The 26,527-nt window shown below is 30.2% G+C and carries 29 protein-coding genes; 13 read left to right on the forward strand and 16 right to left on the reverse strand.

What is annotated here, in order from left to right:
• Positions 1-178 precede the first annotated feature (178 nt).
• From ACIQ06_RS13020 to ACIQ06_RS13035, 4 genes are read left to right on the forward strand one after another with little or no spacing between them, the layout of a single operon-like run.
• Complete coding sequence (locus ACIQ06_RS13020) at positions 179-457, forward strand: hypothetical protein (protein ID WP_396147001.1); 279 nt, start codon at positions 179-181, stop codon at positions 455-457.
• Position 458: 1 nt separating this feature from the next.
• A complete protein-coding gene (locus ACIQ06_RS13025) occupies positions 459-1,295 on the forward strand; it encodes a DUF6671 family protein (protein ID WP_396147003.1) in 837 nt (278 codons plus the stop codon).
• Positions 1,296-1,303: 8 nt separating this feature from the next.
• Positions 1,304-2,263, forward strand: coding sequence for an L-threonylcarbamoyladenylate synthase (locus tag ACIQ06_RS13030; protein WP_396147005.1), 960 nt, complete (start codon positions 1,304-1,306; stop codon positions 2,261-2,263).
• 5 nt (positions 2,264-2,268) lie between these two features.
• On the forward strand, positions 2,269-3,234 hold the full coding sequence (locus ACIQ06_RS13035) for a sodium-dependent bicarbonate transport family permease (protein ID WP_396147007.1): 966 nt from the start codon (positions 2,269-2,271) through the stop codon (positions 3,232-3,234).
• A gap of 73 nt (positions 3,235-3,307) precedes the next feature.
• Here ACIQ06_RS13035 and can read toward each other — a convergent pair whose 3' ends face one another.
• From can to ACIQ06_RS13050, 3 genes are all read right to left on the reverse strand, one after another.
• Entirely contained in the window at positions 3,308-3,952 is a 645-nt protein-coding gene (gene can, locus ACIQ06_RS13040) for a carbonate dehydratase (RefSeq protein WP_396147009.1), read from the reverse strand.
• Between the two features lie 8 nt (positions 3,953-3,960).
• On the reverse strand, positions 3,961-5,616 hold the full coding sequence (locus ACIQ06_RS13045; protein ID WP_396147011.1) for a SulP family inorganic anion transporter: 1,656 nt from the start codon (positions 5,614-5,616) through the stop codon (positions 3,961-3,963).
• Between the two features lie 62 nt (positions 5,617-5,678).
• Positions 5,679-5,966, reverse strand: a complete 288-nt coding sequence (locus ACIQ06_RS13050) for a hypothetical protein (protein ID WP_396147013.1) — start codon at positions 5,964-5,966, stop codon at positions 5,679-5,681.
• A 125-nt stretch (positions 5,967-6,091) separates the two neighbouring features.
• On the opposite strand from ACIQ06_RS13050, the gene ACIQ06_RS13055 reads away from it, so the two are divergent.
• Positions 6,092-7,033, forward strand: a complete 942-nt coding sequence (locus ACIQ06_RS13055; protein ID WP_396147015.1) for a LysR substrate-binding domain-containing protein — start codon at positions 6,092-6,094, stop codon at positions 7,031-7,033.
• A 15-nt stretch (positions 7,034-7,048) separates the two neighbouring features.
• Here the strand turns inward: ACIQ06_RS13055 and ACIQ06_RS13060 are convergent, their stop codons facing one another.
• The 6 genes from ACIQ06_RS13060 to ACIQ06_RS13085 form a co-directional block, all read right to left on the reverse strand.
• Complete coding sequence (locus tag ACIQ06_RS13060) at positions 7,049-7,255, reverse strand: hypothetical protein (protein WP_344814842.1); 207 nt, start codon at positions 7,253-7,255, stop codon at positions 7,049-7,051.
• A gap of 270 nt (positions 7,256-7,525) precedes the next feature.
• On the reverse strand, positions 7,526-7,723 hold the full coding sequence (locus ACIQ06_RS13065) for a hypothetical protein (protein WP_298308238.1): 198 nt from the start codon (positions 7,721-7,723) through the stop codon (positions 7,526-7,528).
• A gap of 115 nt (positions 7,724-7,838) precedes the next feature.
• Positions 7,839-8,501, reverse strand: coding sequence for a tRNA (5-methylaminomethyl-2-thiouridine)(34)-methyltransferase MnmD (gene mnmD, locus ACIQ06_RS13070; RefSeq protein WP_396147018.1), 663 nt, complete (start codon positions 8,499-8,501; stop codon positions 7,839-7,841).
• Between the two features lie 2 nt (positions 8,502-8,503).
• Positions 8,504-8,959 (reverse strand): hypothetical protein, encoded by a 456-nt coding sequence (locus ACIQ06_RS13075; protein WP_396147020.1) that lies wholly within the window; start codon positions 8,957-8,959, stop codon positions 8,504-8,506.
• A 6-nt stretch (positions 8,960-8,965) separates the two neighbouring features.
• Positions 8,966-9,478, reverse strand: a complete 513-nt coding sequence (locus ACIQ06_RS13080) for a DUF4920 domain-containing protein (RefSeq protein ID WP_396147022.1) — start codon at positions 9,476-9,478, stop codon at positions 8,966-8,968.
• Positions 9,479-9,487: 9 nt separating this feature from the next.
• Positions 9,488-9,979, reverse strand: coding sequence for a DUF4920 domain-containing protein (locus ACIQ06_RS13085; RefSeq protein ID WP_396147024.1), 492 nt, complete (start codon positions 9,977-9,979; stop codon positions 9,488-9,490).
• A gap of 242 nt (positions 9,980-10,221) precedes the next feature.
• Here ACIQ06_RS13085 and ACIQ06_RS13090 point away from each other — a divergent pair, with 242 nt between their 5' ends.
• Positions 10,222-11,289 (forward strand): branched-chain amino acid aminotransferase, encoded by a 1,068-nt coding sequence (locus tag ACIQ06_RS13090; RefSeq protein ID WP_396147026.1) that lies wholly within the window; start codon positions 10,222-10,224, stop codon positions 11,287-11,289.
• Between the two features lie 79 nt (positions 11,290-11,368).
• Here the strand turns inward: ACIQ06_RS13090 and ACIQ06_RS13095 are convergent, their stop codons facing one another.
• Together ACIQ06_RS13095 and ACIQ06_RS13100 are read right to left on the reverse strand one after the other, a co-directional pair.
• Positions 11,369-12,856 (reverse strand): aminotransferase class V-fold PLP-dependent enzyme, encoded by a 1,488-nt coding sequence (locus ACIQ06_RS13095; protein ID WP_396147028.1) that lies wholly within the window; start codon positions 12,854-12,856, stop codon positions 11,369-11,371.
• A gap of 67 nt (positions 12,857-12,923) precedes the next feature.
• Positions 12,924-14,531 carry a S41 family peptidase gene (locus ACIQ06_RS13100; RefSeq protein ID WP_396147031.1) on the reverse strand — a complete coding sequence of 536 codons (1,608 nt, stop codon included), beginning with the start codon at positions 14,529-14,531 and terminating at the stop codon, positions 12,924-12,926.
• A gap of 138 nt (positions 14,532-14,669) precedes the next feature.
• Here ACIQ06_RS13100 and ACIQ06_RS13105 point away from each other — a divergent pair, with 138 nt between their 5' ends.
• Positions 14,670-16,235 carry a YdiU family protein gene (locus ACIQ06_RS13105; protein ID WP_396147034.1) on the forward strand — a complete coding sequence of 522 codons (1,566 nt, stop codon included), beginning with the start codon at positions 14,670-14,672 and terminating at the stop codon, positions 16,233-16,235.
• A 52-nt stretch (positions 16,236-16,287) separates the two neighbouring features.
• Here ACIQ06_RS13105 and ACIQ06_RS13110 read toward each other — a convergent pair whose 3' ends face one another.
• Together ACIQ06_RS13110 and glmM are read right to left on the reverse strand one after the other, a co-directional pair.
• On the reverse strand, positions 16,288-16,626 hold the full coding sequence (locus ACIQ06_RS13110) for a hypothetical protein (RefSeq protein WP_396147036.1): 339 nt from the start codon (positions 16,624-16,626) through the stop codon (positions 16,288-16,290).
• Positions 16,627-16,667: 41 nt separating this feature from the next.
• Positions 16,668-18,056, reverse strand: a complete 1,389-nt coding sequence (gene glmM, locus ACIQ06_RS13115) for a phosphoglucosamine mutase (RefSeq protein WP_396147038.1) — start codon at positions 18,054-18,056, stop codon at positions 16,668-16,670.
• A gap of 176 nt (positions 18,057-18,232) precedes the next feature.
• Here glmM and ACIQ06_RS13120 point away from each other — a divergent pair, with 176 nt between their 5' ends.
• On the forward strand, positions 18,233-18,820 hold the full coding sequence (locus ACIQ06_RS13120) for an ACP phosphodiesterase (RefSeq protein ID WP_298177026.1): 588 nt from the start codon (positions 18,233-18,235) through the stop codon (positions 18,818-18,820).
• Positions 18,817-19,485: a DNA alkylation repair protein gene (locus ACIQ06_RS13125; RefSeq protein ID WP_396147040.1), complete on the forward strand. Its 669-nt coding sequence runs from the start codon at positions 18,817-18,819 to the stop codon at positions 19,483-19,485. The genes ACIQ06_RS13120 and ACIQ06_RS13125 overlap by 4 nt, the downstream gene beginning before the upstream one ends.
• A gap of 210 nt (positions 19,486-19,695) precedes the next feature.
• On the opposite strand, the gene ACIQ06_RS13130 is transcribed toward ACIQ06_RS13125, so the two are convergent.
• On the reverse strand, positions 19,696-20,259 hold the full coding sequence (locus ACIQ06_RS13130; protein ID WP_396147042.1) for a hypothetical protein: 564 nt from the start codon (positions 20,257-20,259) through the stop codon (positions 19,696-19,698).
• A 1-nt stretch (position 20,260) separates the two neighbouring features.
• Complete coding sequence (locus ACIQ06_RS13135; protein WP_396147044.1) at positions 20,261-21,184, reverse strand: hypothetical protein; 924 nt, start codon at positions 21,182-21,184, stop codon at positions 20,261-20,263.
• 175 nt (positions 21,185-21,359) lie between these two features.
• Between ACIQ06_RS13135 and ACIQ06_RS13140 the strand changes: the two genes are divergently transcribed.
• The 4 genes from ACIQ06_RS13140 (at position 21,360) to ACIQ06_RS13155 (ending at position 25,890) form a co-directional block, all read left to right on the forward strand.
• The gene (locus tag ACIQ06_RS13140; protein WP_396147046.1) at positions 21,360-22,367 is read left to right on the forward strand and encodes an SIMPL domain-containing protein; all 1,008 of its coding nucleotides are present in this window, start codon (positions 21,360-21,362) and stop codon (positions 22,365-22,367) included.
• An 8-nt stretch (positions 22,368-22,375) separates the two neighbouring features.
• Positions 22,376-22,852: a hypothetical protein gene (locus ACIQ06_RS13145; protein ID WP_396147048.1), complete on the forward strand. Its 477-nt coding sequence runs from the start codon at positions 22,376-22,378 to the stop codon at positions 22,850-22,852.
• A 92-nt stretch (positions 22,853-22,944) separates the two neighbouring features.
• On the forward strand, positions 22,945-24,765 hold the full coding sequence (locus ACIQ06_RS13150; protein WP_396147050.1) for a chloride channel protein: 1,821 nt from the start codon (positions 22,945-22,947) through the stop codon (positions 24,763-24,765).
• Between the two features lie 162 nt (positions 24,766-24,927).
• Positions 24,928-25,890 carry a Fic family protein gene (locus ACIQ06_RS13155; protein ID WP_396147052.1) on the forward strand — a complete coding sequence of 321 codons (963 nt, stop codon included), beginning with the start codon at positions 24,928-24,930 and terminating at the stop codon, positions 25,888-25,890.
• A 53-nt stretch (positions 25,891-25,943) separates the two neighbouring features.
• Here ACIQ06_RS13155 and ACIQ06_RS13160 read toward each other — a convergent pair whose 3' ends face one another.
• Positions 25,944-26,465 carry a hypothetical protein gene (locus ACIQ06_RS13160; protein WP_396147054.1) on the reverse strand — a complete coding sequence of 174 codons (522 nt, stop codon included), beginning with the start codon at positions 26,463-26,465 and terminating at the stop codon, positions 25,944-25,946.
• Between the last annotated feature and the right edge of the window lie 62 nt (positions 26,466-26,527).

Genomic DNA, 26,527 nt, shown 5'->3' on the forward strand with positions numbered 1-26,527 from the left:
CAAAAAACATAATTTATTCAAAAACAAGTCACAATCTACTAATGCTATTTGCAATGATTATTATACTGACAGGGTTTTACTTATCGATAATCAGTGAAACTTTCACAAATGAAATAATTATTGGCATAGGAATTCTAACAAGCGGATACGGATTTATGAAACTATCAAACAAATAAAAATGGAAAACAATCAGGAATTTAAACTTATCGACGGAACATTTTCTATAGAAGATGCCGACAGAGTACTTACAACATTACTAAACTACAAAATTGATTATCATAACAGAGAAGATTTTAGTAATCATATTCGTTTTAATAAAGACATTGAACATTCAAAAAAACGTATTCAAGAACTTACGGAAACCAAAGAACAAATTAAAAATCTTATTAAAAATTCAAAATCGGAGGATATAAAGTTTGTAATAAAAAGCAATATTTCAATTGAGTTAGAAAAATAAAATGTTTCACGAAAGAAAACTTCTTATTGCAACAAAACATCAGAAGGAATCAGTAATTGCACCTTTATTCTGGGAAGAATTTAGAAATTACTGTTTCACTTCTGATGCCTTTGACACCGACTCACTTGGCACTTTTTCTGGTGAAATAGACCGAAAAAAAGATGCGCTATCAACATTAAGAGAAAAATGTATTATAGCAAATGAAGCCACCAACTGTGATTTAGTTGTAGCAAGTGAAGGTTCTTTTGGAGCACATCCAACACTATTTTTTGCGCAAGCCAATGAAGAGTTGATGATGCTTAAAGATTTTAAAAACGATATTGAAATTGTCGCAAGAGAAATTAGCATGGAAACCAATTTTAATGGCAAATCAATAACTAATGAAGCCGATTTATTAGAATTTGCTGAAAAAGTTAATTTTCCAAGTCATGCGATAATTCTCAAACCAGAAGAAAAGAATTTTTCAAAAATATTCAAAGGGATAAATACAAAGGATGTTTTGCTCAAAAATTATAATGAACTAAAACAAGAATTCAATAGCGTTTATGCTGAAACAGATATGAGAGCCATGTTCAATCCAACTCGAATGAAAGTAATTGAACAAGTGACTCACAAATTAATTGAAAAAATTAAAAGTTTATGTCCGAAATGCGCCTTACCAGGTTTTGATATTGTCAAAGCAAATCCGGGTTTACCATGCGAAAATTGTTTATTACCTACTCGATCTACATTAAGTTATTTATACCAATGTAAAAAATGTTGCTATGAAAAAGAATTACATTATCCGAGAGGTATAAAATTTGAAGACCCAACTTATTGTGACAACTGCAATCCTTAAAAATAATTATGATTCAAATATCCAAAGACATAGTAAAAGCCAAAGAAATTCTCGAAAATGAAAATTTAGTTGCTATTCCTACTGAAACCGTTTATGGCTTGGCAGGAAATATTTACAGCGAAAAAGCAATAAATAAAATATTTAAAACAAAAAATAGACCTTTCAATAATCCACTAATCGTTCATATTCATTCTAAAGAATTATTAGAAAATATAGCACAAGAAATACCCGAAAAAGCTAAAAAATTAGCAGAAGCTTTTTGGCCAGGTTCACTAACTCTAGTTTTAAATAAAAAGGAAACTATTCCCTATAGCATTACAGCTGGAAAAGAAACCGTCGCTGTAAGAGTTCCCAATCATCCTTTAACTTTAGAATTATTAAAACAACTTGATTTTCCCTTGGCTGCTCCAAGTGCAAATCCTTTTGGCTCCATAAGTCCAACAACATCTCAACATGTTGCCGATTATTTTACAGATACTTTAGAAATGGTTCTTGATGGTGGTAACTGTGAAAATGGCATAGAATCTACGATTGTAGGTTTTGAAAATGAAAAAGCAATTCTTTACCGTTTAGGATCTATTTCTGTTGAAGATATTGAATCTATAATTGGACCTATCCAAATTGTCAATAAAAATGATAGTTCGCCAAATGCACCAGGAATGCTTTCCAGACATTACGCACCAAAAACCAAAACGATATTGTCAGAAAATATTGAATATGAAATAAAAAACTATCCAACATCTAAAATTGGAGTTTTATCATTTAAAGATTTGAATATAAATGATGAAAATATTGAAAAAGAAATACTTTCAATTAAAGGTAGTTTAAAGGAAGCTACTTCCAACCTATATGCTGCAATGCATCGATTAGACAAAAAAGGTTTAGACCTTATTATAGCCGAGAAGTTTCCTGAAAACGATTTAGGAAAATCAATTAACGACCGTTTAGAACGAGCGACAAAAAAATAAATTCAATGAACTTAAATTTACTCTTAGATAATTTAACCAATCCAGCATTACTATTTTTTTTACTTGGAATAATAGCAGTAAAACTAAAAAGTGATTTGGAAATACCCCAAAATTCGTCAAAATTTATTTCACTGTATTTATTGTTTTCTATCGGATTTAAAGGCGGACAAGAATTAGCACACAGTCATTTTACTTTAGAAATTGTTTGGTCAGTTTTGTTTGGTGTTTTTATAGCATTAATTATTCCTTTCTATTCTTATTTCATCTTAAGAAGAAAATTTAATGTTTACGATTCTGGTGCCATTGCAGCTGCTTACGGCTCAGTAAGTGCGGTGACTTTTGTAACAGCAGCTTCCTTTTTAGAAATTCAACACATGAGTTTTAGTGGACACATGGTCGCGGTAATGGCTTTAATGGAAGCACCAGCGATAGTTGTTGGTGTAATTTTAATTAGATTATTTGATGAAAAAAAAGAAATAAACACCTCTATTTTGTCAATCGTTAGACATTCTTTTACCAATGGTAGTGTACTTCTAATATTAGGAAGTTTAATTATTGGTTTACTTGCTAGTGATGAGCAAGCAATGGGAATAAAACCATTTACAAATGATTTATTCAAAGGTTTCCTTGCCATTTTTCTATTAGATATGGGAATTGTAAGCGGAAAAAAACTAGGCGATTTTCTTAAAAGTGGATGGTTTGCGGTAATTTTTGCAGTAGCAATTCCATTCTTTAACGGATGCTTGGTTGCAGTAGTAAGTCATCTTGTAACAAATGATATCGGTAATAGATTTATGCTATCTGTTTTAGCGGCAAGTGCTTCTTATATTGCTGTGCCTGCAGCTATGAAAATTGCTGTGCCTAAAGCAAATCCAGGTCTATTTCTACCAATGGCTTTAGCTGTTACATTTCCTTTTAATATAACTTTAGGAATGCCAATTTATTTATCAATAATTCAGATAAATAACTAACAGTTACATTTTGTTTTATACATGTTTTGGTTTGAAAGACTACATTCTAAGAGTGTAGTCTTTCTATTTAAAACTAATTTGAAAATTTTAATTGATAAACTTCATCTAACTCATCATTAGAACTCATGTTTACACCTAAGTCAGTTACATAACCAGAATTTAAACCATAAGTCCAGCCATGAAGGCTTAACTGTTGCCCATTTCTCCAAGCATTTTGAACTATTGAAGTTTTTGCCAAATCAAATACTTGTTCTTGTGCATTAACTTCAACAAATTTATTAAAACGCTCCTCTTCATCTTCGATAGTGTTTAGATAGTGTTCGTGCAATCTATAAACATCTTTTATATGTCTAATCCAGTTATCAATTAAACCAATAGATTGATTTCCCATTGCTGCTTTTACACCACCACAACCATAATGACCACATACAATAACATGTTTTACTTTCAAAACATTTACAGCATAATCCAAAACACTTAACATGTTCATATCACTATGTATTACCATATTGGCAATATTTCTATGTACAAAAACTTCTCCAGGTTTAGCACCAATTATTTCATTTGCAGGAACTCTACTATCAGAACAGCCTATCCATAACAAAGGTGGCTGTTGTCCTTTTGCTAAATCTTTGAAATATTCTGCATCAATTGCTAATTGATTCTCAACCCATTTCTTATTGTTATCTAAAATCTTTTTATAAAAATCACTACTCATCTTAGCTATTATTTAAATATTATATTTTTATTTTCAATGGTTTCCAATTTTCTTTTAAGTACGTTATACTTGTGTTCAATAGTTACTGTATTTTGATATCCATCGCTATTTTCAAGATTATAACCTTCTTTAAAGCCTACTAATTTAACGTTTATATTCAAATCTTTGGCTTTTATTTTTTTGAACTCTCTAATTAAATCTAAAACATCATGAGCAATATACACTGTAGCACTTGCATTTATAACTACTTTAGAATTTTCAGGAATCTTATTTAAGGTGTCTTTAATAGCCGATTTATTTAGAAATGAAACCTCTTGAGCTAAATCGATGTGAATGATATCACCTTCATGATAATCTTCAATTTTAAAATTATAAGCACGTTTTGAATTACCTATTAAAATAAAAACAATATTGATAACCATACCAAGAGCTACTCCTTTAAGTAAGTCTGTAGCAACAACAGCCACAAAAGTAAATATGAAAGGTATAAACTGATAAATTTTATCTTTCTCCCAAAAATGTTTAATTGTTTTAGGATTGGCTAATTTATAACCTACTAATAATAAAACCGCTGCTAAAGTTGCTAAAGGAATTTTATTTAAAATTGATGGAATAGCTAAAACGCTCACTAACAAAAGTACTCCATGAATTATAGCAGACATTTTTGATTTTGCCCCAGCAGCATTATTAGCAGTAGTTCTTACAACAACAGAAGTCATTGGTAAACCACCTAAAAGTGAACTAATAATGTTACCTAATCCTTGTGCCTTTAATTCAACATTAGTGTTTGTATATCTTTTTTGAGCATCCATTCTATCTGATGCTTCAATACACAAAAGGGTTTCAATCGAAGCAACAACAGCAATGGTTATAGCAACAATCCAAACTTTTGAATTAGAAATAGAAGCGAAATCTGGATAAACAATAATGTTTTTAAATTCTTCAAACGTTGTTGGCACTGGTAAACTTACTAAATGCTCTTTTGCGATAGTTAAATTACTTCCCGATTGAATAAAAAACTCATTTAGTAAAATACTAACAATTACAGCAACCAATGCAGGTGGAACTAACTTTATTTTCTTTAAAAAATCTACTTTATTCCATAAAATTAATATTGCTAAAGAAATTAAAGCAATTACAATCGAACCAATTTGTACATGATCAAAAACATGAAAAATTTCTGAAAAAGTATTTTGTCCATCAGGTTGAAAAAAAGATTCATCACCTTCAAAATCTGGATCATAACCGAATGCGTGAGGAATTTGTTTAAGAATAATGATAACACCAATTCCAGCTAGCATTCCTTCGATAACGTTGTTAGGGAAATAATTAGAAATTGTTCCTGCTTTAACAAATCCCAAAATTAATTGAATTATACCTGCAATTAGAACTGCTAATAAAAACGCATTAAAAGAACCTAAATCGGTTATAGCAGTTAAAACAATTGCTGTTAAACCAGCAGCTGGACCAGAAACACTTAAATGTGATTGGCTTAAATACCCAACTACAATTCCTCCAACAACACCCGAAATAATTCCTGAAAATAATGGTGCTCCACTTGCTAATGCAATTCCGAGACACAATGGCAATGCCACCAAAAAAACCACTAAACCTGCAGCGAAATCAGATTTAAGGTTCGAAAAAAGGTTGATTTTTTTTGTCATACCAATAAAATTTTAATACATGAATGCTTTCAAACAATTTGAAAACGAAAAGTCGAGATGTACTAAACCAATTCTGGCGGTGGTGAGAATATTTCTTCAGCAACATTATCATGATGTGACAAGTTTTCAGAAACAATTTCAGAATTCAACTTGATTTTTGAATCTAAAGAAGGATAAACAAATTGTTGTTTTAAATCAGCTTTAATTTCTTTTAAATCTTTATGGATTTCCTCTTCAGCAAAGCTATAAAAGAAAGACACGTCAGTATTCTTTTCAATCAATGTTACTATTGTTGGCATTGATAGAAAAGCTATAAAAAGAACCATCAAAATTCTAGCTACTGACTTCATATTGCAAAAATAGCTTTTCAATCAGAATAAAAAAGTTATTGTTCAAAATTAACTAAAAATTATTAACATTTACATCCATAACTTAAATTGATAGTTTTTATATTTGCATCAAATTTTATTATACAATGACAATTACCCAACTCCAATACGTATTAGCAGTAGCTGAATACAAAAATTTTACCCTTGCAGCCGAAAAATGTTTTGTTACACAACCTACTTTGAGTATGCAAATTCAAAAAGTGGAAGACGAACTTGATATTCAAATATTTGATAGAAGTAAAAAACCAATTCAATTGACCGAAATTGGTCAAAAAATTGTCAATCAAGCTAAGAACATTGTTAATGAAGCTGATAGAATTCAAGACATTGTTCATCAACAAAAAGGATTTATTGGTGGTGAATTTAGGTTAGGAATTATTCCAACAATTATGCCCACTCTTTTACCGATGTTTTTAAAGAATTTCATAAAAAAATACCCAAAAGTAAAACTGATTATTGAAGAATTAAACACCGATGAAATAATTTTCAAATTGAATAATGGTCATCTTGATGCTGCCATCGCTGCAACGCCATTAAACGAAGAAAAAATTAAAGAAGTTGTGCTTTATTTTGAGCCATTTGTAGCTTATATTCCTGAAAATCATGAAAGCTTTTCTAAGAAGGAAATTGAAATTTCAGATTTGAATTTAGATGAAATTTTACTTCTTCAAGACGGACATTGCTTTAGAGATAGCGTTTTAAATTTATGTAAAAACAATACTAATTCTGAACACAATCATTTTCAAATTGAAAGTGGAAGTTTTGAAACTCTAATTAAACTTGCTGATGAGGGCTTAGGAACAACATTGCTTCCTTATCTTCATACTTTGGATTTAAAGGAAAAAGATCAAGTAAAATTACGTCAATTTAAAGAACCAAAACCCGCAAGAGAAGTAAGTTTAATTTATCCGAAAAACGAATTAAAAATTCATATAATTGATGCTTTAAGATCTTCAATAAGTGGCGTTGTAAAAGGCGCAATCGCTTTTCAAAATGTTGAAATTGTAAGTCCTAAATCAAATAAATAAAATAAAAAAAAGGAGTTAACAAACTCCTTTTTTATTTTTTATTGTTTCGGTTATACATTCTTGCAAATGAGGCTTGTTTATGGTAAAATAAGACAACCAATTTTGCAATAAGTCAATCTCATAAGGTAACAAGCTATTCACAGCTTTTTTTAACTTCCTTCTAAAAAGGTTAGGATCAATACTTACACTCTCTAATTCTGACTTAGTGTAATCGTAAATCATTCTTGGCATAAGAAAAAAAATTAGTAGGTTAATATTCTATGATAGATTTGGGAATCATAATGTAAACTTAAAAAGTATATTTTGATTAAACAAATAAAATTGTAGTTTTTTATCGATTAAATACATTTTATTGCGATTAAATACATTTTTTATATTTTTTAAAAGTTAAATCTTACAAAAATATTACCTTTTACTATTTTAAAACAAGTAAAAAAGTAGTAACCCTATTTTGTAAAACAAAAAAAGGAACCGTTTAAGTTCCTTTTAGTTTTATTTGTTCATAATCAGTAAACATTGCCTTAACTCTGGCTTTTCTTTAGTGAAATTGAGCAACCATTCTGTTAGTTGTTCGATTTCATAAGGTAAAAGCACTCTGACTGCCTTATCTAATTCTTTACAGAAAAGTATCGCATCAAAGCTAACTCTTTCCAATACAGATTTAGTGTAGTCATAAATCAATCTTGACATAATTAGTGGTTAAATTGTTAGACTTTTAAATCACAGATTTAATAAGAACGTAAATATTGGGATTTTATTATTATCAAAATTAAATTATTTTTAAATACAAAATAAAAATAATACGTTAAATTTTAATTGCGCGAAGCATTTCTCTCTTGCCAGGTGCTCCAGGAAGCTTTTCTACTTTAAAACCACATTCTAACATAGCGTTTTTAATAGAGGAACGACATGCATAAGTCACCAAAACACCATTAGGTTTTAGAGCAAGATACATTTTTTTAAAAATTTCTAACGACCATAATTCTGGTTGCACTCTAAATCCGAAAGCATCAAAATAAATCAAATCGAAAGCATTTTCATCGGTAATATCTTGAAAGAATTGCTTTCTTTTGGTTAGAGAAAAATTGCTTGAAATTGTATACTTTTCTTCCCAAGAAATTTGATGCATTTTATCGAAAACATCCTTTTCATTAGATGCATTTAATTCGGAAACATAATTCATTTGCAAAGCTTCTTCTACTTGAACAGGATAAGCTTCTACTCCAACATAATCAATAGTTTGATTGACTTTTTTTGCTTCTAAATAGGTTATAAAAGCATTCAAACCAGTTCCGAAACCAATCTCTAAAATTGAAACAGACTTTCTGTCGAATAAAGAAAGTCCGCTTTTGATGAAAACATGATAAGCTTCTTGAATTGCACCATGCTTAGAATGATAACTTTCATCCCAATCAGGTAAATGAATGGTTGTAGAACCATCGTTAGTGGTTAGGATTTCTCTTTTCAAGATTACTTAATATACAATTTCTTAATTCTCGGAATTGGTCCACCACATTTACCTTTATGGCAAGTAACACAAGCATCAACTCCTTTATTAAAGTTCTCTTTTACATTTTCAGTTTCCGAATAAATCAATTTTTGAGCTGCAATGTATTTATCTGCGTTTTCTTTAAAAAAAGCATCGTTATCACTAGGAGTTGTTAATTCTGCAGAATAAATTTTGTTGAAAAATTCTGGGAACTTTCCAACAGTATCTCCTTTTATAATTCTTAATCTCAATTGTTGATTGTGAGCATACATTTGTTCCATAAGCGAAGCCATCTCTGACATTTCGTACATTTCAAATTTCTTTTCTTTTACAGAATCATTTGCACAAGCTTCTTTATCTTCTGCTTTTTCTGTTTGCTTATTCTGACAAGAAATTAATAGCAAAACAGAAAACGATAGTATTAAAAATTTCTTCATTTTATATTATTTCTTTATAAATACTCCAGTTGCAGTAAAGGAATAAGTAATTTCTGGTTTTTTAATTTTATTAATTTCTGCTTGAGATTTCCCAGCATCTTTTGCATAATGCTTCAATTCATCAACCGATACTACATCAATAAAAGCTACACCATTCACAACAACTTCACTTCCATCTGCATTAAGTGGTACAAAAAAGCCATAATCTTTAAATTTTACAAATGCAGATTCTCCGTTACCTAAATCTAGTTTCATCCAACATCCTTTCTTTTTACAAACTGAGTTGATTTTAGTAACAAATTTTACAGTAATAGAATCACCTTTTTTCAATGATTTATATTTCTTGAACATTTGCTCTTTGGTAATTACTTTATTCAATTCAAATTTATCTCCAAAAGAAACAAAATCATTTGAATTTAAAGTTGTTTGTGTTTTTGCTTTTTTTGCTGCTTGTTGTGCATTTACGTTTAAACCAATTGAAACGAAAGCAACTAATAATAGTAGTTTGAAATTTTTCATTTTATAAATTTATTTTTTAATTAAAACACCATCTGCCATGAAAGAATACTTTTTTTCTGGTGCAACAATGCTATCAATTGCTGCACGTGATTTTCCTGCATCTTTTGCATATTCTTTCAAATCTTCAATTGAAGTTAGCTCTACAAAAGCTTTTCCGTTTACAACAACTTCACTTCCAGCTGCATTGAATGGCATGAAAAATCCGTAATCTTTAAATTTTACAAAGGCAGACTCGTCATTTCCTAAATCTAAATTCATCCAACAACCTTTCTTTTGGCAAACATCAACAATTTTAGATGCTACTTTTACTTGAAGTGTATCAGTTTCTTTCATTGTTTTATATTTCTCAAGAAGCTCTTCAGAGGAAATGGCCTTATCAGCTGTAATTTTATCACCAAATTCAGCATAAGAAACTGGCTTTGCATCAACTTTTACTTCTTCATTTTTTTTACAACTTATTAATGCTAATACAACAAATGCTGCGATAACTATTTTTCTCATCTTGATTTAAATTTTAATTAGAACAAAATTAAGGAGTTTATTGTGATTTTTCATACTATTTTATGGATAAAATTCATTAGTTGATAACATCAATAAATAGTGAATAAATAAATTTTGAAGGCAACTATTTCAATCTATTTTTTTATTAGTTTAGCAAAAACTAAATAACATTTAATTGCTTTTTATAAATAACTGAAAAACAATTATTTATAAATTTGATTAAAAAAATAAACTTACATTAAATGACTTTAAACAACACTATCGAAATCGATATAGTTAAAGCTTCATCGTCAAAAATTGCATCAGTAGATTTTGAAAACTTAACCTTTGGAAATATTTTCACAGACCACATGCTAATTTGTGATTTCAAAGATGGCGCGTGGCAAAAACCAATTATCACACCTTATGAACCTTTTTTAATAGATCCTTCTGCTAAAGTTTTTCATTATGGTCAAGCCATATTTGAGGGTATGAAGGCTTATAAAGATGACAATGAAGATGTTTGGTTGTTTCGTCCTGACGAAAATTTTAAACGTTTCAATAAATCTGCAAAAAGAATGGCAATGCCAGAAGTTCCTGAAAATATTTTCATGGAAGGTTTGAAAACTGTTGTAGATTTAGATAGAGAATGGGTTAAAAAAGGACTTGGAAACACGTTATATTTGCGACCATTTATGATAGCTACCGGTCATGGAGTAATTGCACAACCGTCGAGCGAATATCGCTTTATGATAATTCTTTCTCCAGCTAAATCATATTATTCTGGAGAAGTAAAAGTGATTATTGCGGAACACTACAGTCGTGCTGCAAATGGTGGAATTGGAGCTGCAAAAGCTGCTGGAAACTATTCGGCACAATTCTATCCAACGAAATTAGCTAACGAAAAAGGATACCAACAAATCATTTGGACTGATGATGCAACACATACCAAACTTGAAGAAGCTGGAACTATGAATGTTTTCATTAGAATAAATGATACTTTATATACGGCTCCAACAAGTGAAAGAATTTTGGATGGTGTAACTAGAAAAAGTTTAATCGAATTGGCTCAACGCGACGGATTGAATGTAGAAGTGCGTTCCGTATTAGTTGAAGAACTAGTAAATGCTGCCAAAGACGGAAGTTTGAAAGAAATTTTCGGTGCAGGAACGGCTGCTGTTGTAAGCCCAATTGTAGCATTCGCCTACCAAGGAACAGAATATCAATTGCCAAAAATTGAAAATTCTTTTGCTTCTCAATTAAAAGAAGATTTAACTAAAATTCAGTATAAATTAGCAGAAGATACTTTTGGTTGGACTGTGAAGATATAGTGTTCAGTGTTCAGTGTTCAAAATAAAATATCTATTATAAAAAAAGCGATTTTCATTTGAAAATCGCTTTTTTGTTTTACTATATTTTAAACCAATTGTGAACCATTTCTTTTTCTAAATGAGAGGCATTTTTGTGTACAAACTCATTGCTTTTTCCGTTGTAAACATAATCTTTTTCCCATTCTTTGTGATTTTTTGCTAACTCTTTTATACTATCACAAACAAACTTAATCTCTTCTGAAGTTGTTGTTGGATGTATAGACATTCTAATCCATCCTGGTTTTCTAATTAAATCACCAGAAGTTATCAAACAAACCAAATCACTTGAAGTTTCTTTATCAACATGGAGCAAATAATGACCATAAGTTCCGGCACAACTGCAACCACCACGAGTTTGAATTCCGAATCTATCATTCAATAATTTTACTCCTAAATTATAGTGTAAGTCGTCAATATAAAACGAAATTACTCCTAACCTATCTTGATGTTCTTTAGCTAAAATCTTGATATTTTCAATAGCTCCAAGTTCTTCAAATACATAATCAACAATTTCATGCTCTCTATCCAAAATATTTTGAATGCCCATTTTTTCTTTCAATTGAATGGCCAAAGCTGTTTTGATCACTTGAAGAAATCCTGGCGTTCCACCGTCTTCTCTATCTTCAATATTGTCAATATATTTATGTTCACCCCAAGGATTTGTCCAACTTACAGTTCCGCCACCAGGACAATCAGGAACACTATTTTTGTAAAGATTTTTATTAAAAACTAAAACACCAGATGTTCCAGGACCACCAAGAAACTTGTGTGGAGAAAAGAAAATAGCATCCAAATAACTTTCTGAATCTTCTGGATGCATATTGATTTCAACATAAGGTCCAGAGCAAGCAAAATCTACAAAACAAACACCATTATTCTGATGCATAACCTTTGCAACTTGATGATAAGGCGTTTTAATTCCGGTAACATTTGAGCAAGAAGTTATTGAAGCAATTTTGAAATTTCTGTCTTTATATTTATCCAAAAGGAGTTTCAAATTTTCAATTGAAAATAATCCGTCTTCTTTTGCAGGAATAATTTCAACATCAGCAATTGTTTCCAACCAAGAAGTTTGGTTAGAATGATGCTCCATATGAGAAATAAAAACTACAGGTTTCAATTCTTTTGGAATGGTAGTAAATTCTCTAATATTTTCAGGAAGTTTTAAACCCAAAATACGTTGAAACTTATTTACAACTCCAGTCATTCCTGTGCCAGTATTGATTAAGATATCATCTTCTGTAGCATTTACATGGTGCTTTATGATACTTTTTGCTTCATGATAAGCCATCGTCATCGCTGTACCTGAAATTGTAGTTTCTGTATGTGTGTTGGCAACAAAAGGTCCAAAATCATTCATCAACTTTTCTTCAATAGGTCGATATAATCTTCCGCTTGCTGTCCAATCAGTGTATATAATTTTTTTCTTTCCAAAAGCAGATTCAAACTCTTGATCAATTCCGATGATATTATCTCGAAACTGTTGAAAATAAAGTTCTAGTGCTGTTGTAGTTTCCGTTGAAATCATTGCGTTTAATTTGTGTTCAAATATACGGATTTTTGACAATTATTCAGTAAACTAAAAATTGATGAAACTAGTTGTTTTTCAATTTGATATCATTTAAAATCCATTCCATTTCTGGATCTTTATTTTCAATTTTATCTTTCAATGTTGGAATAATTTCTTGGTCTGGAAAAACACCTCTACCAAAAACAGTAGTTTTGTTAGTAGTTCCAATATCCATAAGACCAACTCTAAGGTATAAATTTGAATTTGGTAGCTTCAAAACTGGCATTAATCCGGCAACAGTTGAATTGAAAGCACCTCCAGTTTCCTCTCCAACAAAAGTGATATCCTTGTTTTCTTTCAAAGCTGCCGAAACCAAACAAGCTGCCGAAAAGCTATTTCCATTAATCAAAACATAAATCTTACCCGAAAAATGATTGGTTTTATTTTGCTGTTTTTTAGAACCAACCAATGAATAAGTATAAGTTCCGTCATTATTTTTCTTAGTTCTCAAAGAAGAAAACGCCATATAAAATGGATATCCAATTGCCGCAAATGGATAAGTGATTTTTGGAATTTTATAAAACATTCCCGATTTCCACAAACTTGTTTTAGAAACTACTTGAGCTGGTTCAAGCATTTGAAAATCTTTATTTGTTAAATAGGAATATAAATCGACAGCATCAGCAACTCTTCCTCCAGGATTATTTCTTAAATCTAAAACTAAAGTTTTTACATTTTTCTGCTTAAGATTTTCAAAAACTATATCGTAAGCTTTTCTAAATTTACCTTTAGAAAAATCTTTAATCTTCAGAACAGCAATACTACTATCTGTAGCAACAAATGATAATTTTTTACTGAAACTTTTAGTGGTTTCATCATATCCAAAAATTCGCTTATCCTTCTTACTATCAACGACTTTCTTTTCTATTTTTGGATTTGTTTCAGTTACTTTCGGATTTGCTTCTGCTTTTTTAACCTTCTCTTTTTTTTCTGCCTTTAAACGACTTACAACTACTTCTTTCAAGGAATCATTTTGCCTAAAAACATAGTATAAACTATCATTGATTCCTATTTCGTTGGTTAAATAATTTGTAAAACGTTTTGAAAATGCTCTTTTTAAATAAGTTTTATTTAAACCATCAGAAGCATATGTTTTTCTATATTTATTATGAAGTTGTTGCGGCGTAATGGAATTTATACTTACAACTTCTGCACCAGAAACAATACCTTTTTGTTTAGATTTATTTTTCAAAACATACAATTTATCATTCATCCATTCAAAGTCAAATTGTGATAATGGACCTGTTCCAGATTTAGCTAAACGCTTTTGTTGCTTTTTACTAATTCTCTTTGATGGTGATGACATACTCATGTGTCCTTGCTTAACCGAAGCAACAACTGGACTGATAAGTAAGAAAAAATCTTGGCTTGAAATTGGTTTGTTTAATACATTTCTAATACTATCAAACTTTCTATTCAATTCTTCTTTAGAAATGTAGGTGTATAAATTAGGGTGGTACTTTTCTAATTTTCTTTGAACGAAATTTACATCTTTTATTAAATCCTTTTCAGAGATTGGTTGTGCTAATTTTTTATTGTACTCTTCGACAGAAACACAACTAAAAAATAGTAAAGAAACTACAATTGTAAAAAATAAACGAAAACACAAATTATTCAATGTTCTAAATTTCATAAAAATAACAACTTTTAATATCCAACTTTCAAATATACATTTATTTGTTGTTTCATGTGATTTTCATTAATATATTAACTTAATTCTAATAATAATTTGACAAAAATTAAGTAAATTTGTAATACAAACATACTATTAATGCAATTAAAAATTAATAATAGATTTAGTTCTGAATTATCTGCCGATGTTAATGAAACTAATATCACCAGACAAGTACTAAATGCTTCTTTCTCTTATGTTACTCCAAGAATTCCTTCGAATCCAAAACTAATTCATGCAACGAAAGAAGTTGCTCAAATGGTTGGAATAACTGAAGATGAAATCACGTCTGTAGATTTTTTAGACCTATTTTCAGGAAAAAAAACTTTACCAAATTCTCGTTCTTATGCTATGAATTATGCAGGACATCAATTTGGAAATTGGGCTGGACAATTAGGTGATGGAAGAGCTATTGTTTTAGGCGAAGTTAAATACAACAATCAAAATTGGATGTTGCAATTAAAAGGCGCCGGAAGTACTCCTTACTCTCGTCGTGCTGATGGATTGGCTGTTTTGCGTTCTTCTATTAGGGAACATTTATGTAGCGAAGCAATGAATTATTTGGGTGTACCAACTACGCGTTCACTTTCTCTAATCTCGACAGGCGATGAAGTTTTGAGAGATATGATGTATGATGGAAATGCTGATTATGAAAAAGGCGCTGTAGTTTGTAGAGTTGCTCCTACTTTCATACGATTTGGAAATTTTGAATTGTTTTCAGCACAAAACGATTTAGAAAATTTAAAAAAATTAGCCGATTTTACTATAAAATATTATTATCCAGAAATTACAACTGATGGTGTTGAAAAATACATTCAGTTTTTTCATAAAGTAGCCAATAAAACTCGTGAAATGATTGTTCATTGGCAAAGAGTTGGATTTGTTCACGGAGTGATGAATACTGATAATATGTCTATTTTAGGGCTCACAATTGACTATGGACCATATGGTTGGCTAGAAGATTATAATTCCGATTGGACTCCAAATACAACCGACAGAGAACATAGAAGATATCGATTTGGCAATCAAGGAGATGTTGCTCTTTGGAATTTATTTCAATTAGCAAATGCACTTTATCCATTAATTGAAATAGCTGTTCCTTTAGAAAATGTTTTGAATGATTTTCAAACCAAATTCACGAAAGATTATATTCAGATGATGCGAGATAAATTGGGTTTAAAAATTGTCTCAAAAGAGGATATCAAATTAATAGAAGAATTAGAAAATGTTTTAATATTATCTGAAACTGATATGACTATTTTCTTTAGAGAGTTAAGTAGAGTTAAAAAAGCGCACACGCCAGGTTGTGGAATTGCTATTATTGATGATGCCTTTTACAAACCGGAAGAAATCAAAAAAAATATTCTAGAAGATTGGGAGAAATGGTTTAAAAAATACATCAAAAGATTAAAAAGAGAAAGTAGTTCAGACGAAGATCGTAAACTAAAAATGGATGCTGTGAATCCGAAATATGTATTAAGAAATTATATGGCTCAAATGGCTATTGATGCAGCTAACAAAGATGATTTTAGTATTATCAAAGAATTGCACGAGTTATTAAAAAACCCATATCACGATCAACCAAATTCAGAAAAATGGTATGCAAAAAGACCTGATTGGGCAAGAGAAAAAATTGGATGTTCTATGTTGTCTTGTAGTTCTTAAAAAACAAAACCCTGAACTATTTCAGGGTTTTGTTTTTTAAATTATTAAGCAATTATTTAATCTTTTCAATTTTACTGTAAATGAAAACTTTTCCTAACTCTAATTTTCCTTTTGATGAGTAATCTTTTGGAACTCCGAGTTGCTTTTTAAAATAACCTTTTACTTTAAATTTTAAAGGTAAAGTTTCTCCATCCCAAACTTTATTAGCATCTAAAATTTTATCATCTGCTCTTTCAAGATAAATATTCTCATCTACATTATTGTTTTCTATTTTCCATTGCGCGCAACTACATGCAATTACTGAATAAGAAACTATCAAATTTTGTTCTTTATTAGTTTCAGAACCAAAAATAAAAAATAATGCAGATAAAAAAATATAAACTCTAATCATGGGTTTATTCTAATTTCAATTTTACTGAATTTTATTAACTTTTATATTCCAGCAACTGCCTTAATCTCATCAATAATTCTAAAAGCTAATGTATCAGCTTCAGCTTGCGTTGGAGCTTCTGTATAAATTCTTATAATCGGTTCAGTATTTGATTTTCTTAAATGAACCCACTCAGTAGCGAAATCAATTTTTACTCCATCAATTGTAGTAATATCTTCTGATTTATACTTTTCGGTCATTGCAACTAAAATGGCATCAACATCTATTTGTGGTGTCAATTCAATTTTGTTTTTGCTCATATAATATTGCGGATAACTTGCTCTTAATTCAGCAACCGTTTTCTCTTGGTTTGCTAGATAAGTCAAAAACAACGCCACACCTACCAAACTATCTCTTCCGTAGTGTAATTCAGGATGAATGATTCCACCATTTCCTTCACCACCAATGATAGCATTTGTAGCTTTCATTAATTCCACCACATTTACTTCACCAACAGCACTTGCTTGATAACTTCCATTGTGTTTGTTAGTAATATCTCTCAAAGCACGAGACGAACTCATGTTAGAAACTGTATTTCCGGGTGTTTTACTCAAAACGTAGTCGGCAATGGCTACCAAAGTATATTCCTCGCCAAACATTTCGCCATCATTAGATATAAAAGCCAATCTATCAACATCTGGGTCAACCACGATTCCGAAATCGGCTTTTTCTTCAACTACCAATTTACAAATATCTCCCAAATGTTCTTTCAAAGGTTCAGGATTGTGCGGAAAATGACCATTTGGTTCGCAGTATAACTTTACCACTTCAACGCCCATTTGTTCCAATAAATTCGGAATCACAATTCCACCAGTAGAATTTACTGCATCTACAACCACTTTATATTTCTTAGTTTTTACCAAATCAGCATCCACTAAAGGTAAATCTAGAACTTCATCAATGTGAATATCCATATAAGAATCGTTGGTAGTGATTTCGCCTAACGAATCTACATCAACAAAATCAAAAGCTTCTGCTTCTGCAATTTCTAAAATTTTCGCACCATCAGCACCATTCAAAAATTCGCCTTTTTCATTCAATAATTTCAAAGCATTCCATTGTTTTGGATTATGAGAAGCAGTTAAAATGATTCCGCCATCTGCTTTTTCCAATGGAACTGCAACTTCAACTGTTGGTGTTGTAGAAAGTCCTAAATCGATAACATTTATTCCTAATCCGATTAATGTATTTTGAACCAAATTATGAATCATTGATCCTGAAATTCTTGCATCACGACCAATTACAACAGTTAGTTTTTCTTTTGAACTATTATTTTTCAGAAACGTTCCATAAGCAGAAGCAAATTTTACAGCATCAACTGGCGTTAAATTATCACCTACTTTTCCACCGATGGTTCCACGAATTCCTGATATTGATTTTATTAAAGTCATTTGTAAAGGTTTTAGGTTATGGGTTGTAGGTTTTAGGTTACCTACTTTTAAATTTAGACAAATATAACAAGTTGAAAGCAATAAAAAAATTTGAATTAATTTAGTACATTTACCTAGTTACAAACTACTAAACCAAAAAAAACCTAAAACCCAAAACCTACAACCCACAACCTATAATGAATTTCCTAGCTCACATATACCTTTCTGGAAACAACGATTTGCTTAAAATTGGAAATTTTATGGCTGATAGTGTACGCGGGCATCATTATTTGGATTATCCTGATGAAATTCGAAAAGGTATTCTTTTGCATCGTTATATTGACACTTTTACTGATGCTCATCCAATCTATAGAAAAAGTAAACATCGTTTACACGAAAAATACGGTCATTATTCTGGTGTGATTATGGATATTGTTTATGATCATTTTTTAGCTAAAAATTGGAACAACTATTCTGATGAAAAATTAGAAGATTATGCAGATGAATTCTACAAATTACTTCAAGATAATTACGACATTCTAACAGAAAAAACGAAAGGAATGTTACCTTATATGATTGCACGAAATTGGTTAGTAAGTTACGCGTCATTAGCTGGCTTAGAAATGATTTTGTTCCAAATGGATTATCGAACGAAACATCGTGCCAATATGCAAGAATCAATTGTTGAAGTTCAAGAGTTTTATTCCGAATTTGAAGAAGAATTTACTTTGTTTTTTGAAGAGTTACGTAATCATTGTGAAGAGAAATTGAAAGAATTAGAATGAACTTTATACAAAATTTAGAACAAGATTTACATCCAAAAGCCAATCGAGAATTAGCTATTCCGATGGAGAATTATATGAAAAATAATTTTTCTTTTTTGGGAATTAAAACCGAGGAAAGAAGAGCAATTTTTAAAGAGAATTACGAAAAATCCAAATCTGAAATAAAAGCAAATTTCAGAACAATTGCTTGGGAATTATTCAATAAAAACGAACGAGAATTTCATCAATGCGCTATAGATTTATTGGTGAAAGAATTCAAGAAAAACTATGTTCTAGAAGATATTGAGTTAATTGAAAACTTAATTATTACAAACTCTTGGTGGGATTCGGTTGATGTTGTTGCCAAATATTTATTGGGTGGCTATTTGCAACTATTTCCAAATGAAACTTATGACGTTATTGAAAGCTTTTCGAATTCAAATAATATGTGGTTGAATCGAAGTGCCATTATTTTTCAGTTGAGTTATAAAGAAAAGACCAATTTCGATTTACTAAAATCAGAATGTGAAAAACATAAAGAATCTAAAGAATTTTTTATTCAAAAAGCAATTGGTTGGGCTTTGAGAGATTACAGTCGTTTTAATACAAGTGGAGTTTCAGAATATGTAAATTCAACCAATTTAAAACCTTTAAGTCAGCGTGAAGCATTGAGAAATATAAAGTAACGTGAGTTAAATATTAAAGCCAAATAAACAATCATCTTTTACACGAATTACACTAATTTACACAAATTGAAAATGGAAAATTACACTAATGGAATCTGATAAATCAGATAATGATTCGTGAAATATATAAAGTAAAATTAAATTAGTGTCAATTAGTGTAATTCGTGTCAAATCTTATAAAAACAGTTATTTCAAAATCTAATTGAACAATTACATTTCACCTAGAAGCGTAGAAAAAACAACTTTAGTTTCTTCACCAAACATTTTTGGAGTTTCAAAAAAATATACTTTTTGAACAATTTTAGTTTTCGAAACTATTCCTGATTTTGTTCTTGAAACAGTGTATCCTGTTTTCCAACTTTGATATTCAACAGAATCATACCTACTTTCATCTGAAACTGAAAATAAAATGGGTTCCGAAATTAAAAGCTTCTGAATGAACTGTTGTAACGTAATTTTATCAAAAGAATCTGAAGTAAAATCAATAACCAATGTATTGGGATTTTGAAATAATAAATTGATGTTTTTGACTACTTCATTTTTCAAATCATCATTCAATGAAGCATCAGTAAGCATCTGAAAATAGGAAAACAAATCTTCTACTTTAGTTTTAGAATTTTCTTGATAAGCATTCAAAACTTTGGCAGAAAATCTTTTATTTAAAGACATTGTTGAAGCAGCTTTCTTTTCTGAAACACTCTCTTTCACAACATCTTGAGCATTAACAAAAAAGCTACACAATAAAATAACGATAAATAAAAATTTCTTATTCATTCTATTCTTGTTTAATTCTAATGAACTGGATTTTATCATTAGCATCGTTTTTAATTTCAACAATCTTCATCTTTTTTAATGATGCCGTTGGTACAATCAACTTTTGTGAAAACTCGCTTTTATTGAAATATTCTGCTCCCAAATCGTCTTTCAACATCACAATTACTTCCAAATTATCGGATAATATTTTATTCAATTGCTCTTTTCTAGTTTGCCAATCTTTAATATCTGATAACATAAATGCTTTAAGCATCATAGCATAATCATCTGGTTTTAAATCAATTCGTTTTGGAGGTTCAGTTACACTTCCGTTGGAATTTATAACAATAGTTTTAGGTTCGTAAAACGGACTTTGAATGACCAACTTTGATTTCTCATTACCATTATTTGAAACTTGAACTTTACCTTCTTTTATCTCTAATTCTCGTTTGACCGAATCTTTTACTTCAAAAACTTTGACTTCTTCTGCATTTACTTTTTCATTCGTATATTCGTTATTTAGCTGAATTGTTTTGGGTTTAGATTCTTCTTTTTTGCTAAAAAAAACAACAATCAAAGCCAATGGAATAAATAATAGTAAAAGCCATTTTTTAGATATTTTCGATTTTTCTGATTGACTTCCTTGAATTGTTTGAACACTTTTCTCTTCAAATGTAAACTCATCCCAACCTGAAAAACCTACAAATTCCGATAGAATATTCAGCATATCTTTTCGTGGAATCTTGTTGTTGGTTTCGGGTTTTAAATGCGTGTAAATCCATTTTTCACTAATTGTTTGCTTACACCTTTCTTCGATTAAACCAATCAAATTTTGAATATCCTGAGAACTAAATGTCTTCCAAGTTCCTTGAAAAAAAGGATGATGCTCTTGATATTTCAAAAGCACTTTTTGTTTCAATTCCTGAAATTTTTCAAGTTCTGTCATTCTAATTATTCGGTTCAAAAGTAAAGCTACAATTCGATATTTCTACTGAAAACCAACTGTAAAAGTGCTGTAAATGTAATTAAAAAACTTTACAGTTAGTTGAAAGTAGTTTTACCAAACCAACTTTGAAAAACGAGAGTATCATTGCATCATTAATTTTAAAAACTTAAAAAAAATGAAGACAAATTTAATTACAACAATCGCTCTTACAATTGCATTAAACTTTGCTAATGCGCAAGACATGGGAAATGCTCAATACGAAAAAAAAGGAAACGCTGATTATGGAAATGGCGCTTACGGAAATGGTGGTTATACTATAAATAGAGTAAACACCATTCAAACCACTTCAAGCAGTCAAGACGAAATGGTTTTAACTATTAAAGGAATTTATAACGAACGTGCTACTGCTCAAATTGCAACATTTGCCGTGCTTCAATTAGGAAAAACTGCCGAAGAAGCAACTAACTTAATTGACGAACGAATTGGAAATGTTATGAAAGAATTAGCACTTTTCAATAAAGAAATTGTGGTTGAAACCGATATGATTTCATTTGTTCCAACTTATGATTATGCTGTTGATAAAAAGATTTTTAATCCAAAAACGTATAACGAAAAACCATCTGGATTTGAATTGAAAAAGAACATCTTAATCAAATTTAGAAATAACAATGACTTTGATAAAATTCTTTCCATTTGTGGGAAAAACGAAATTTATGATATTGCAAAAGTAGATTATGTAACTACCAATTTCGACCAAGTTAGAAGCGCAATGCAAAGAAAAGCTTTGGAAGTTTTTAAAGACCAAATGGCAAATTATTCACTTATTATGAATACCGATTTGAACAAAAAAGAAAAAATACTTCAAGAAGGTTTTAATGTAACCTATCCAATGGAAAGCTATAGAAGCTATCAGGCTTATTCTCAAGCTGATGCCAATTTTGACCCAAAAGGAGAAATTCATAATATTAAGAAAAACACAACACAATATTACAACCAAGCTTTAGTGAAAGATCACAATTTTGTTATGAATCCTGATATTACTGAACCAACTATTCAAGCGTTTTACGATATCACAATTCGAATCAAACTTAAAGAAGACCAATTGCCTAAAAACACTATAATTAGAAACAATCGCTACTATATCATCACTGCAGCTGGAGACATTAAATTGTTGAATTTATAATAACTGATATGAAAAAAATACTAATCTTTTTATTTTTTTTGGTATCAAATGTAATTAACGCACAACATTGTCCATATGATTTTTCAGATATAATAGTTTTAAAAGTTCACACAATTGAAAATCAGAATACGATTCCAAATTTGAAAGTAACTTTAGTCAAGAAGAAAAAAGATAAAGTAGTGAATAATAAAGTCTACATTTTAACTCAAAATAATAGATTCCCATTTTTATCTGACGAATATAGCGTAATCATTCCAAGTAGACTTGACATTGAAAATTACTATTTAAAAATTGAAAGTTTTTGCGAATATGGAAACAATGACTGGACTTTTTATGGAACAAAAGAAATTAAACTTACTGAAATTGATAAATTTCCATTGTGTGGAAATTATGATTCGAATGATTATTATGATTCTACCTTTGGTGAAAGAGTTTACAAACCAATAGAAGTTATACTCAGCAAAAAAAGTTGCGAAATAAATTAAATTCAAAATCCGATGAAGAAATATCCTTCATCGGATTTTTTTATGTAAAATTTTAAAACACTACTTTTGTCTTTCGCAGTGAATAAATCAAAATGCCAAACAGAAAGTCAGTAATCATTCAATTATTTTTTAGAAAAATTGCTCGCCGATTAGAATCCTTATTCTTCTTGGCAAAAACAATTTTGTCTGAACGTAATTTTATATACTTATCGGCTGTTGCTGTTGCTATTTCATGTGCTTTGGCTGTTATTATTCTTAAAAGTTTTGCGCATAATGTTTTCATTTTTGCCAATTATGCTAATAAATATTTAAAGCTACCTTATGCCAATAGTATTTTTCCAATTATAGGTATTTTGCTGACTGTTTTTGTTATCAAAAAATTCCTTGATGGTTCAATAGAAAAAGGTAGTTCGCGAATACTATATGCCGTTGCTAAAAAAGGAGGAATCATTCCAAAAAAACAAATGTATGCCCAAATCATAACAAGCTCCTTAACCGTTGGATTAGGTGGTTCTGCTGGATTGGAAAGTCCGATTACAATTACTGGAGCTGCTTTTGGTTCTAATTTTGCTCAAAAATATAAACTTTCTCAAAAAGATAGAATTTTACTACTGGCTTGCGGAGTTGCTGCCGGAATTGGTGCGGCTTTTAATGCTCCAATCGCTGGAGTTTTATTTGCAATTGAAGTCGTTTTGACTGATGTGAGCATATCTGCTTTTATTCCGATTATCATTTCTGCTGCAACTGGTGCGTTAGTTTCTAAAGTGCTTTTGAGTCAGGATGTTTTATTGAGTTTTGAACAAGAACAAAATTTTGATTTTCACAATACACCTTACTACATTTTACTTGGAATTTTAGCTGGTTTAGTTTCTGTTTATCATGCCCGAAATTTCAGAAAAGTAGAACATTTTTTTAGTCGATTTAAAAACAACACCTACAAAAAAGCTTTATTTGGTGCGACTATTTTAGCCGTTTTAATATTCTTTTTTCCAACTCTTTTTGGTGAAGGTTATGAAAGCATGAAAACACTTTCAACAGCTCATCCAGAAAGTTTACTAGAAAATACTTTATTAGAAAATCATAAAAGTAACGAATGGATTTTATTAGGATTTGTTGGTTTGATTGTCTTATTAAAATCCTTTGCGACAGGTTTAACATTAGGTTCTGGCGGAAATGGTGGTAACTTCGCTCCTTCTCTATTTGTAGGTTCTTATCTTGGTTTTTTTGTAGCAAAATTTATGGATTTGACCAATATCAATTCGCATCTTCCTGTAACTAATTTTACCATTGTAGGAATGGCTGGAATTTTATCCGGTTTATTTCATGCGCCTTTAACCGCAATTTTCTTAATTGGTGAAATTACTGGAGGTTATGATTTAATGGTTCCATTGATGATTGTTTCTTCAATAAGTTTTGCGGTTTCCAAACAAATGGAACCTCATTCAATGGATGTTAAAGCATTGGCTGATAAAGGTGACGTTTTTACAAGTGATAAAGATAAAAATATCTTGCAAAGTATTGATTTCCTTGGATTAGTTGAAACTGATGTGAAAACAATTTCTCTCGACAAATCTTTAGAAAATCTTATCGAACATTTATCAAATGTAAACCAACAAATCATTCCTGTTTTAGACGAAAGGAATAAACTTCTTGGAATTGTTGATTTTGAAAATATTCGTTCAATCGTTTTTAATCCATATCGAATAAAATTCACCGAAATCAAAGAAATCCTTAGTCAGCCAAAAGAAATCATCAACCACGATGACGGAATGGAAACCATCATGGAGAAATTTGAAACTTCAAATCAACCTATACTTCCTGTTACCAAAAATGGAAAATTCTTTGGACTGATTTCTAAAGTTGCCATTCTTGAAGCTTATCGCGAGCAATTGAAGGAAATGGTAATTGAGTAAATATTTAAATTCCAAAAATTAAATTCCAAATTCCAAACTTAAAATGTTGATTAAATCAATTGCAATTGAATTTTGTCATTGATATTGAATTTTGAAAAATTTTAATATCGGATAGATTTTAAATTTGCTTTATCCGATATTAAGAAATATCTTTGCGTTGTTATGTGGAACATTGATATTAAATATAGAGAAGAATTACAATCAACATTCGATAGATTGTACGATAAAATGGCTGTTTTAAAAAGAAGCAGGCCATTGCCAAATATTGCTTTGCAAAAAATTAAAGAATCATTATCTATAGAATGGACTTATAATTCCAACAGTATTGAAGGAAATACATTGACGCTTCAAGAAACGCAAATGGTTTTGCAAGAAGGAATTACCGTAAAAGGAAAATCACTTCGCGAACATTTTGAGGCAAAAAATCACGAGAAAGCCATCAATTATTTGTTTTCTATTGTTGATGATAGTTATGAAATTCGAGCAATCGATATACTATATATTCATAGTTTAGTTCTAAACATGATAGAAGAGGATTTTGCAGGAAGAATTAGAAATGGCGGCGTTAGAATTTCTGGAGCCAATTTTATTCCACCAAATGCCAATAAAGTTTCCGATTTATTAGATGAATTGATTGATTTTGTAAATACCAATCCATTGCAATTAAACGATATTGAATTGGCTACAATCTTTCACCATAAATTTGTTTGGATTCATCCATTCTTTGATGGAAATGGAAGAACAGTTCGTCTAGCAATGAATTTACTTTTAATGCGAAAAGGTTTTCCGCCTGCCATTATTTTATCTACTGATAGAAAAAAATATTATGAAGCATTAAACCAAGCCAATAATGGAAATTATCAAAAATTAATGGTGCTAATGTGTCAGGCTCAAGAAAGAACATTAAATATTTATCTAAGTTCGTTACCCGATAATGATTATGATTTTCAAGAAATTTCTAATATCGTTAGTGAACCTAATTCTCCATACAGCCAAGAATATGTAAGTCTGTTAGCGCGTCAAGGAAAAATTGACGCTCATAAAGAAGGTAGAAATTGGTACACTACCAAAAAAGCCATTGAAGATTATATTGAAAATCGTCAAAGGAAGAGAAATATCAGTTAGCAGTGTTCAGTTGGCAGTTCGCAAACTGAACACTGACTACTGATTACTGAACACTATTTCGTCTTCTCACCAACAAAATAATCATTAGTACTCTTAAACAAAACATTAAAAGTCGTCAAACTTCCATAACATCTAGTAATATATTGTTGCAATTCAACTTTTTCAGCATTATCTAAATTACTTGAATTAATCTTTTGTTCCATAACACGAAGTCGATCTCTAACCATAATAATTTTATTGAAAAAAGTATCGATTGGCACTTCTTTATTTTGAGTTGGTGTTCCTGGTTCCATTACCAATTTTCCACCTTTCCATTTGTCTGCTATGGGAACAATTTGAGTTACATCACTCCATTTTTGAAGAATGTTTTTCAAAGTTTTCTCCACTTCATAAAAACTTACTGAATCTACTTCATCTTCCACAGCTTCAATTACTTCAAATTCATTGTCTACATCGATAGTTTCCAATCCATTTTCGATAAAAGTTACCCAATAATGTTTAGAAGTTACATTGGTTACAACTCCTAATCCAAATTCTGAATGCTTTATACGTGATCCTATTCCTAATATTTTCATTTTCTTTTTTTTTGATGCCCAAATATAAAATGTTTAATTGAATTATTATTTCAAGTTAATCA

It is taken from the genome of Flavobacterium sp., assembly GCF_044341265.1.
Taxonomy (GTDB): Bacteria; Bacteroidota; Bacteroidia; order Flavobacteriales; family Flavobacteriaceae; genus Flavobacterium.

What these genes read in the sequence shown, in the direction of transcription:
- ACIQ06_RS13020 (WP_396147001.1), top strand. Translation starts at nt 179, where the DNA reads ATGGAAAACAATCAGGAATTTAAACTTATCGACGGAACATTTTCTATA.
- ACIQ06_RS13025 (WP_396147003.1), top strand. Translation starts at nt 459, where the DNA reads ATGTTTCACGAAAGAAAACTTCTTATTGCAACAAAACATCAGAAGGAA.
- ACIQ06_RS13030 (WP_396147005.1), top strand. Translation starts at nt 1,304, where the DNA reads ATGATTCAAATATCCAAAGACATAGTAAAAGCCAAAGAAATTCTCGAA.
- ACIQ06_RS13035 (WP_396147007.1), top strand. Translation starts at nt 2,269, where the DNA reads ATGAACTTAAATTTACTCTTAGATAATTTAACCAATCCAGCATTACTA.
- can (WP_396147009.1), bottom strand. Translation starts at nt 3,952, where the DNA reads ATGAGTAGTGATTTTTATAAAAAGATTTTAGATAACAATAAGAAATGG.
- ACIQ06_RS13045 (WP_396147011.1), bottom strand. Translation starts at nt 5,616, where the DNA reads ATGACAAAAAAAATCAACCTTTTTTCGAACCTTAAATCTGATTTCGCT.
- ACIQ06_RS13050 (WP_396147013.1), bottom strand. Translation starts at nt 5,966, where the DNA reads ATGAAGTCAGTAGCTAGAATTTTGATGGTTCTTTTTATAGCTTTTCTA.
- ACIQ06_RS13055 (WP_396147015.1), top strand. Translation starts at nt 6,092, where the DNA reads ATGACAATTACCCAACTCCAATACGTATTAGCAGTAGCTGAATACAAA.
- ACIQ06_RS13060 (WP_344814842.1), bottom strand. Translation starts at nt 7,255, where the DNA reads ATGATTTACGATTACACTAAGTCAGAATTAGAGAGTGTAAGTATTGAT.
- ACIQ06_RS13065 (WP_298308238.1), bottom strand. Translation starts at nt 7,723, where the DNA reads ATGTCAAGATTGATTTATGACTACACTAAATCTGTATTGGAAAGAGTT.
- ACIQ06_RS13075 (WP_396147020.1), bottom strand. Translation starts at nt 8,959, where the DNA reads ATGAAGAAATTTTTAATACTATCGTTTTCTGTTTTGCTATTAATTTCT.
- ACIQ06_RS13080 (WP_396147022.1), bottom strand. Translation starts at nt 9,478, where the DNA reads ATGAAAAATTTCAAACTACTATTATTAGTTGCTTTCGTTTCAATTGGT.
- ACIQ06_RS13085 (WP_396147024.1), bottom strand. Translation starts at nt 9,979, where the DNA reads ATGAGAAAAATAGTTATCGCAGCATTTGTTGTATTAGCATTAATAAGT.
- ACIQ06_RS13090 (WP_396147026.1), top strand. Translation starts at nt 10,222, where the DNA reads ATGACTTTAAACAACACTATCGAAATCGATATAGTTAAAGCTTCATCG.
- ACIQ06_RS13095 (WP_396147028.1), bottom strand. Translation starts at nt 12,856, where the DNA reads ATGATTTCAACGGAAACTACAACAGCACTAGAACTTTATTTTCAACAG.
- ACIQ06_RS13100 (WP_396147031.1), bottom strand. Translation starts at nt 14,531, where the DNA reads ATGAAATTTAGAACATTGAATAATTTGTGTTTTCGTTTATTTTTTACA.
- ACIQ06_RS13105 (WP_396147034.1), top strand. Translation starts at nt 14,670, where the DNA reads ATGCAATTAAAAATTAATAATAGATTTAGTTCTGAATTATCTGCCGAT.
- ACIQ06_RS13110 (WP_396147036.1), bottom strand. Translation starts at nt 16,626, where the DNA reads ATGATTAGAGTTTATATTTTTTTATCTGCATTATTTTTTATTTTTGGT.
- glmM (WP_396147038.1), bottom strand. Translation starts at nt 18,056, where the DNA reads ATGACTTTAATAAAATCAATATCAGGAATTCGTGGAACCATCGGTGGA.
- ACIQ06_RS13120 (WP_298177026.1), top strand. Translation starts at nt 18,233, where the DNA reads ATGAATTTCCTAGCTCACATATACCTTTCTGGAAACAACGATTTGCTT.
- ACIQ06_RS13125 (WP_396147040.1), top strand. Translation starts at nt 18,817, where the DNA reads ATGAACTTTATACAAAATTTAGAACAAGATTTACATCCAAAAGCCAAT.
- ACIQ06_RS13130 (WP_396147042.1), bottom strand. Translation starts at nt 20,259, where the DNA reads ATGAATAAGAAATTTTTATTTATCGTTATTTTATTGTGTAGCTTTTTT.
- ACIQ06_RS13135 (WP_396147044.1), bottom strand. Translation starts at nt 21,184, where the DNA reads ATGACAGAACTTGAAAAATTTCAGGAATTGAAACAAAAAGTGCTTTTG.
- ACIQ06_RS13140 (WP_396147046.1), top strand. Translation starts at nt 21,360, where the DNA reads ATGAAGACAAATTTAATTACAACAATCGCTCTTACAATTGCATTAAAC.
- ACIQ06_RS13145 (WP_396147048.1), top strand. Translation starts at nt 22,376, where the DNA reads ATGAAAAAAATACTAATCTTTTTATTTTTTTTGGTATCAAATGTAATT.
- ACIQ06_RS13150 (WP_396147050.1), top strand. Translation starts at nt 22,945, where the DNA reads ATGCCAAACAGAAAGTCAGTAATCATTCAATTATTTTTTAGAAAAATT.
- ACIQ06_RS13155 (WP_396147052.1), top strand. Translation starts at nt 24,928, where the DNA reads ATGTGGAACATTGATATTAAATATAGAGAAGAATTACAATCAACATTC.
- ACIQ06_RS13160 (WP_396147054.1), bottom strand. Translation starts at nt 26,465, where the DNA reads ATGAAAATATTAGGAATAGGATCACGTATAAAGCATTCAGAATTTGGA.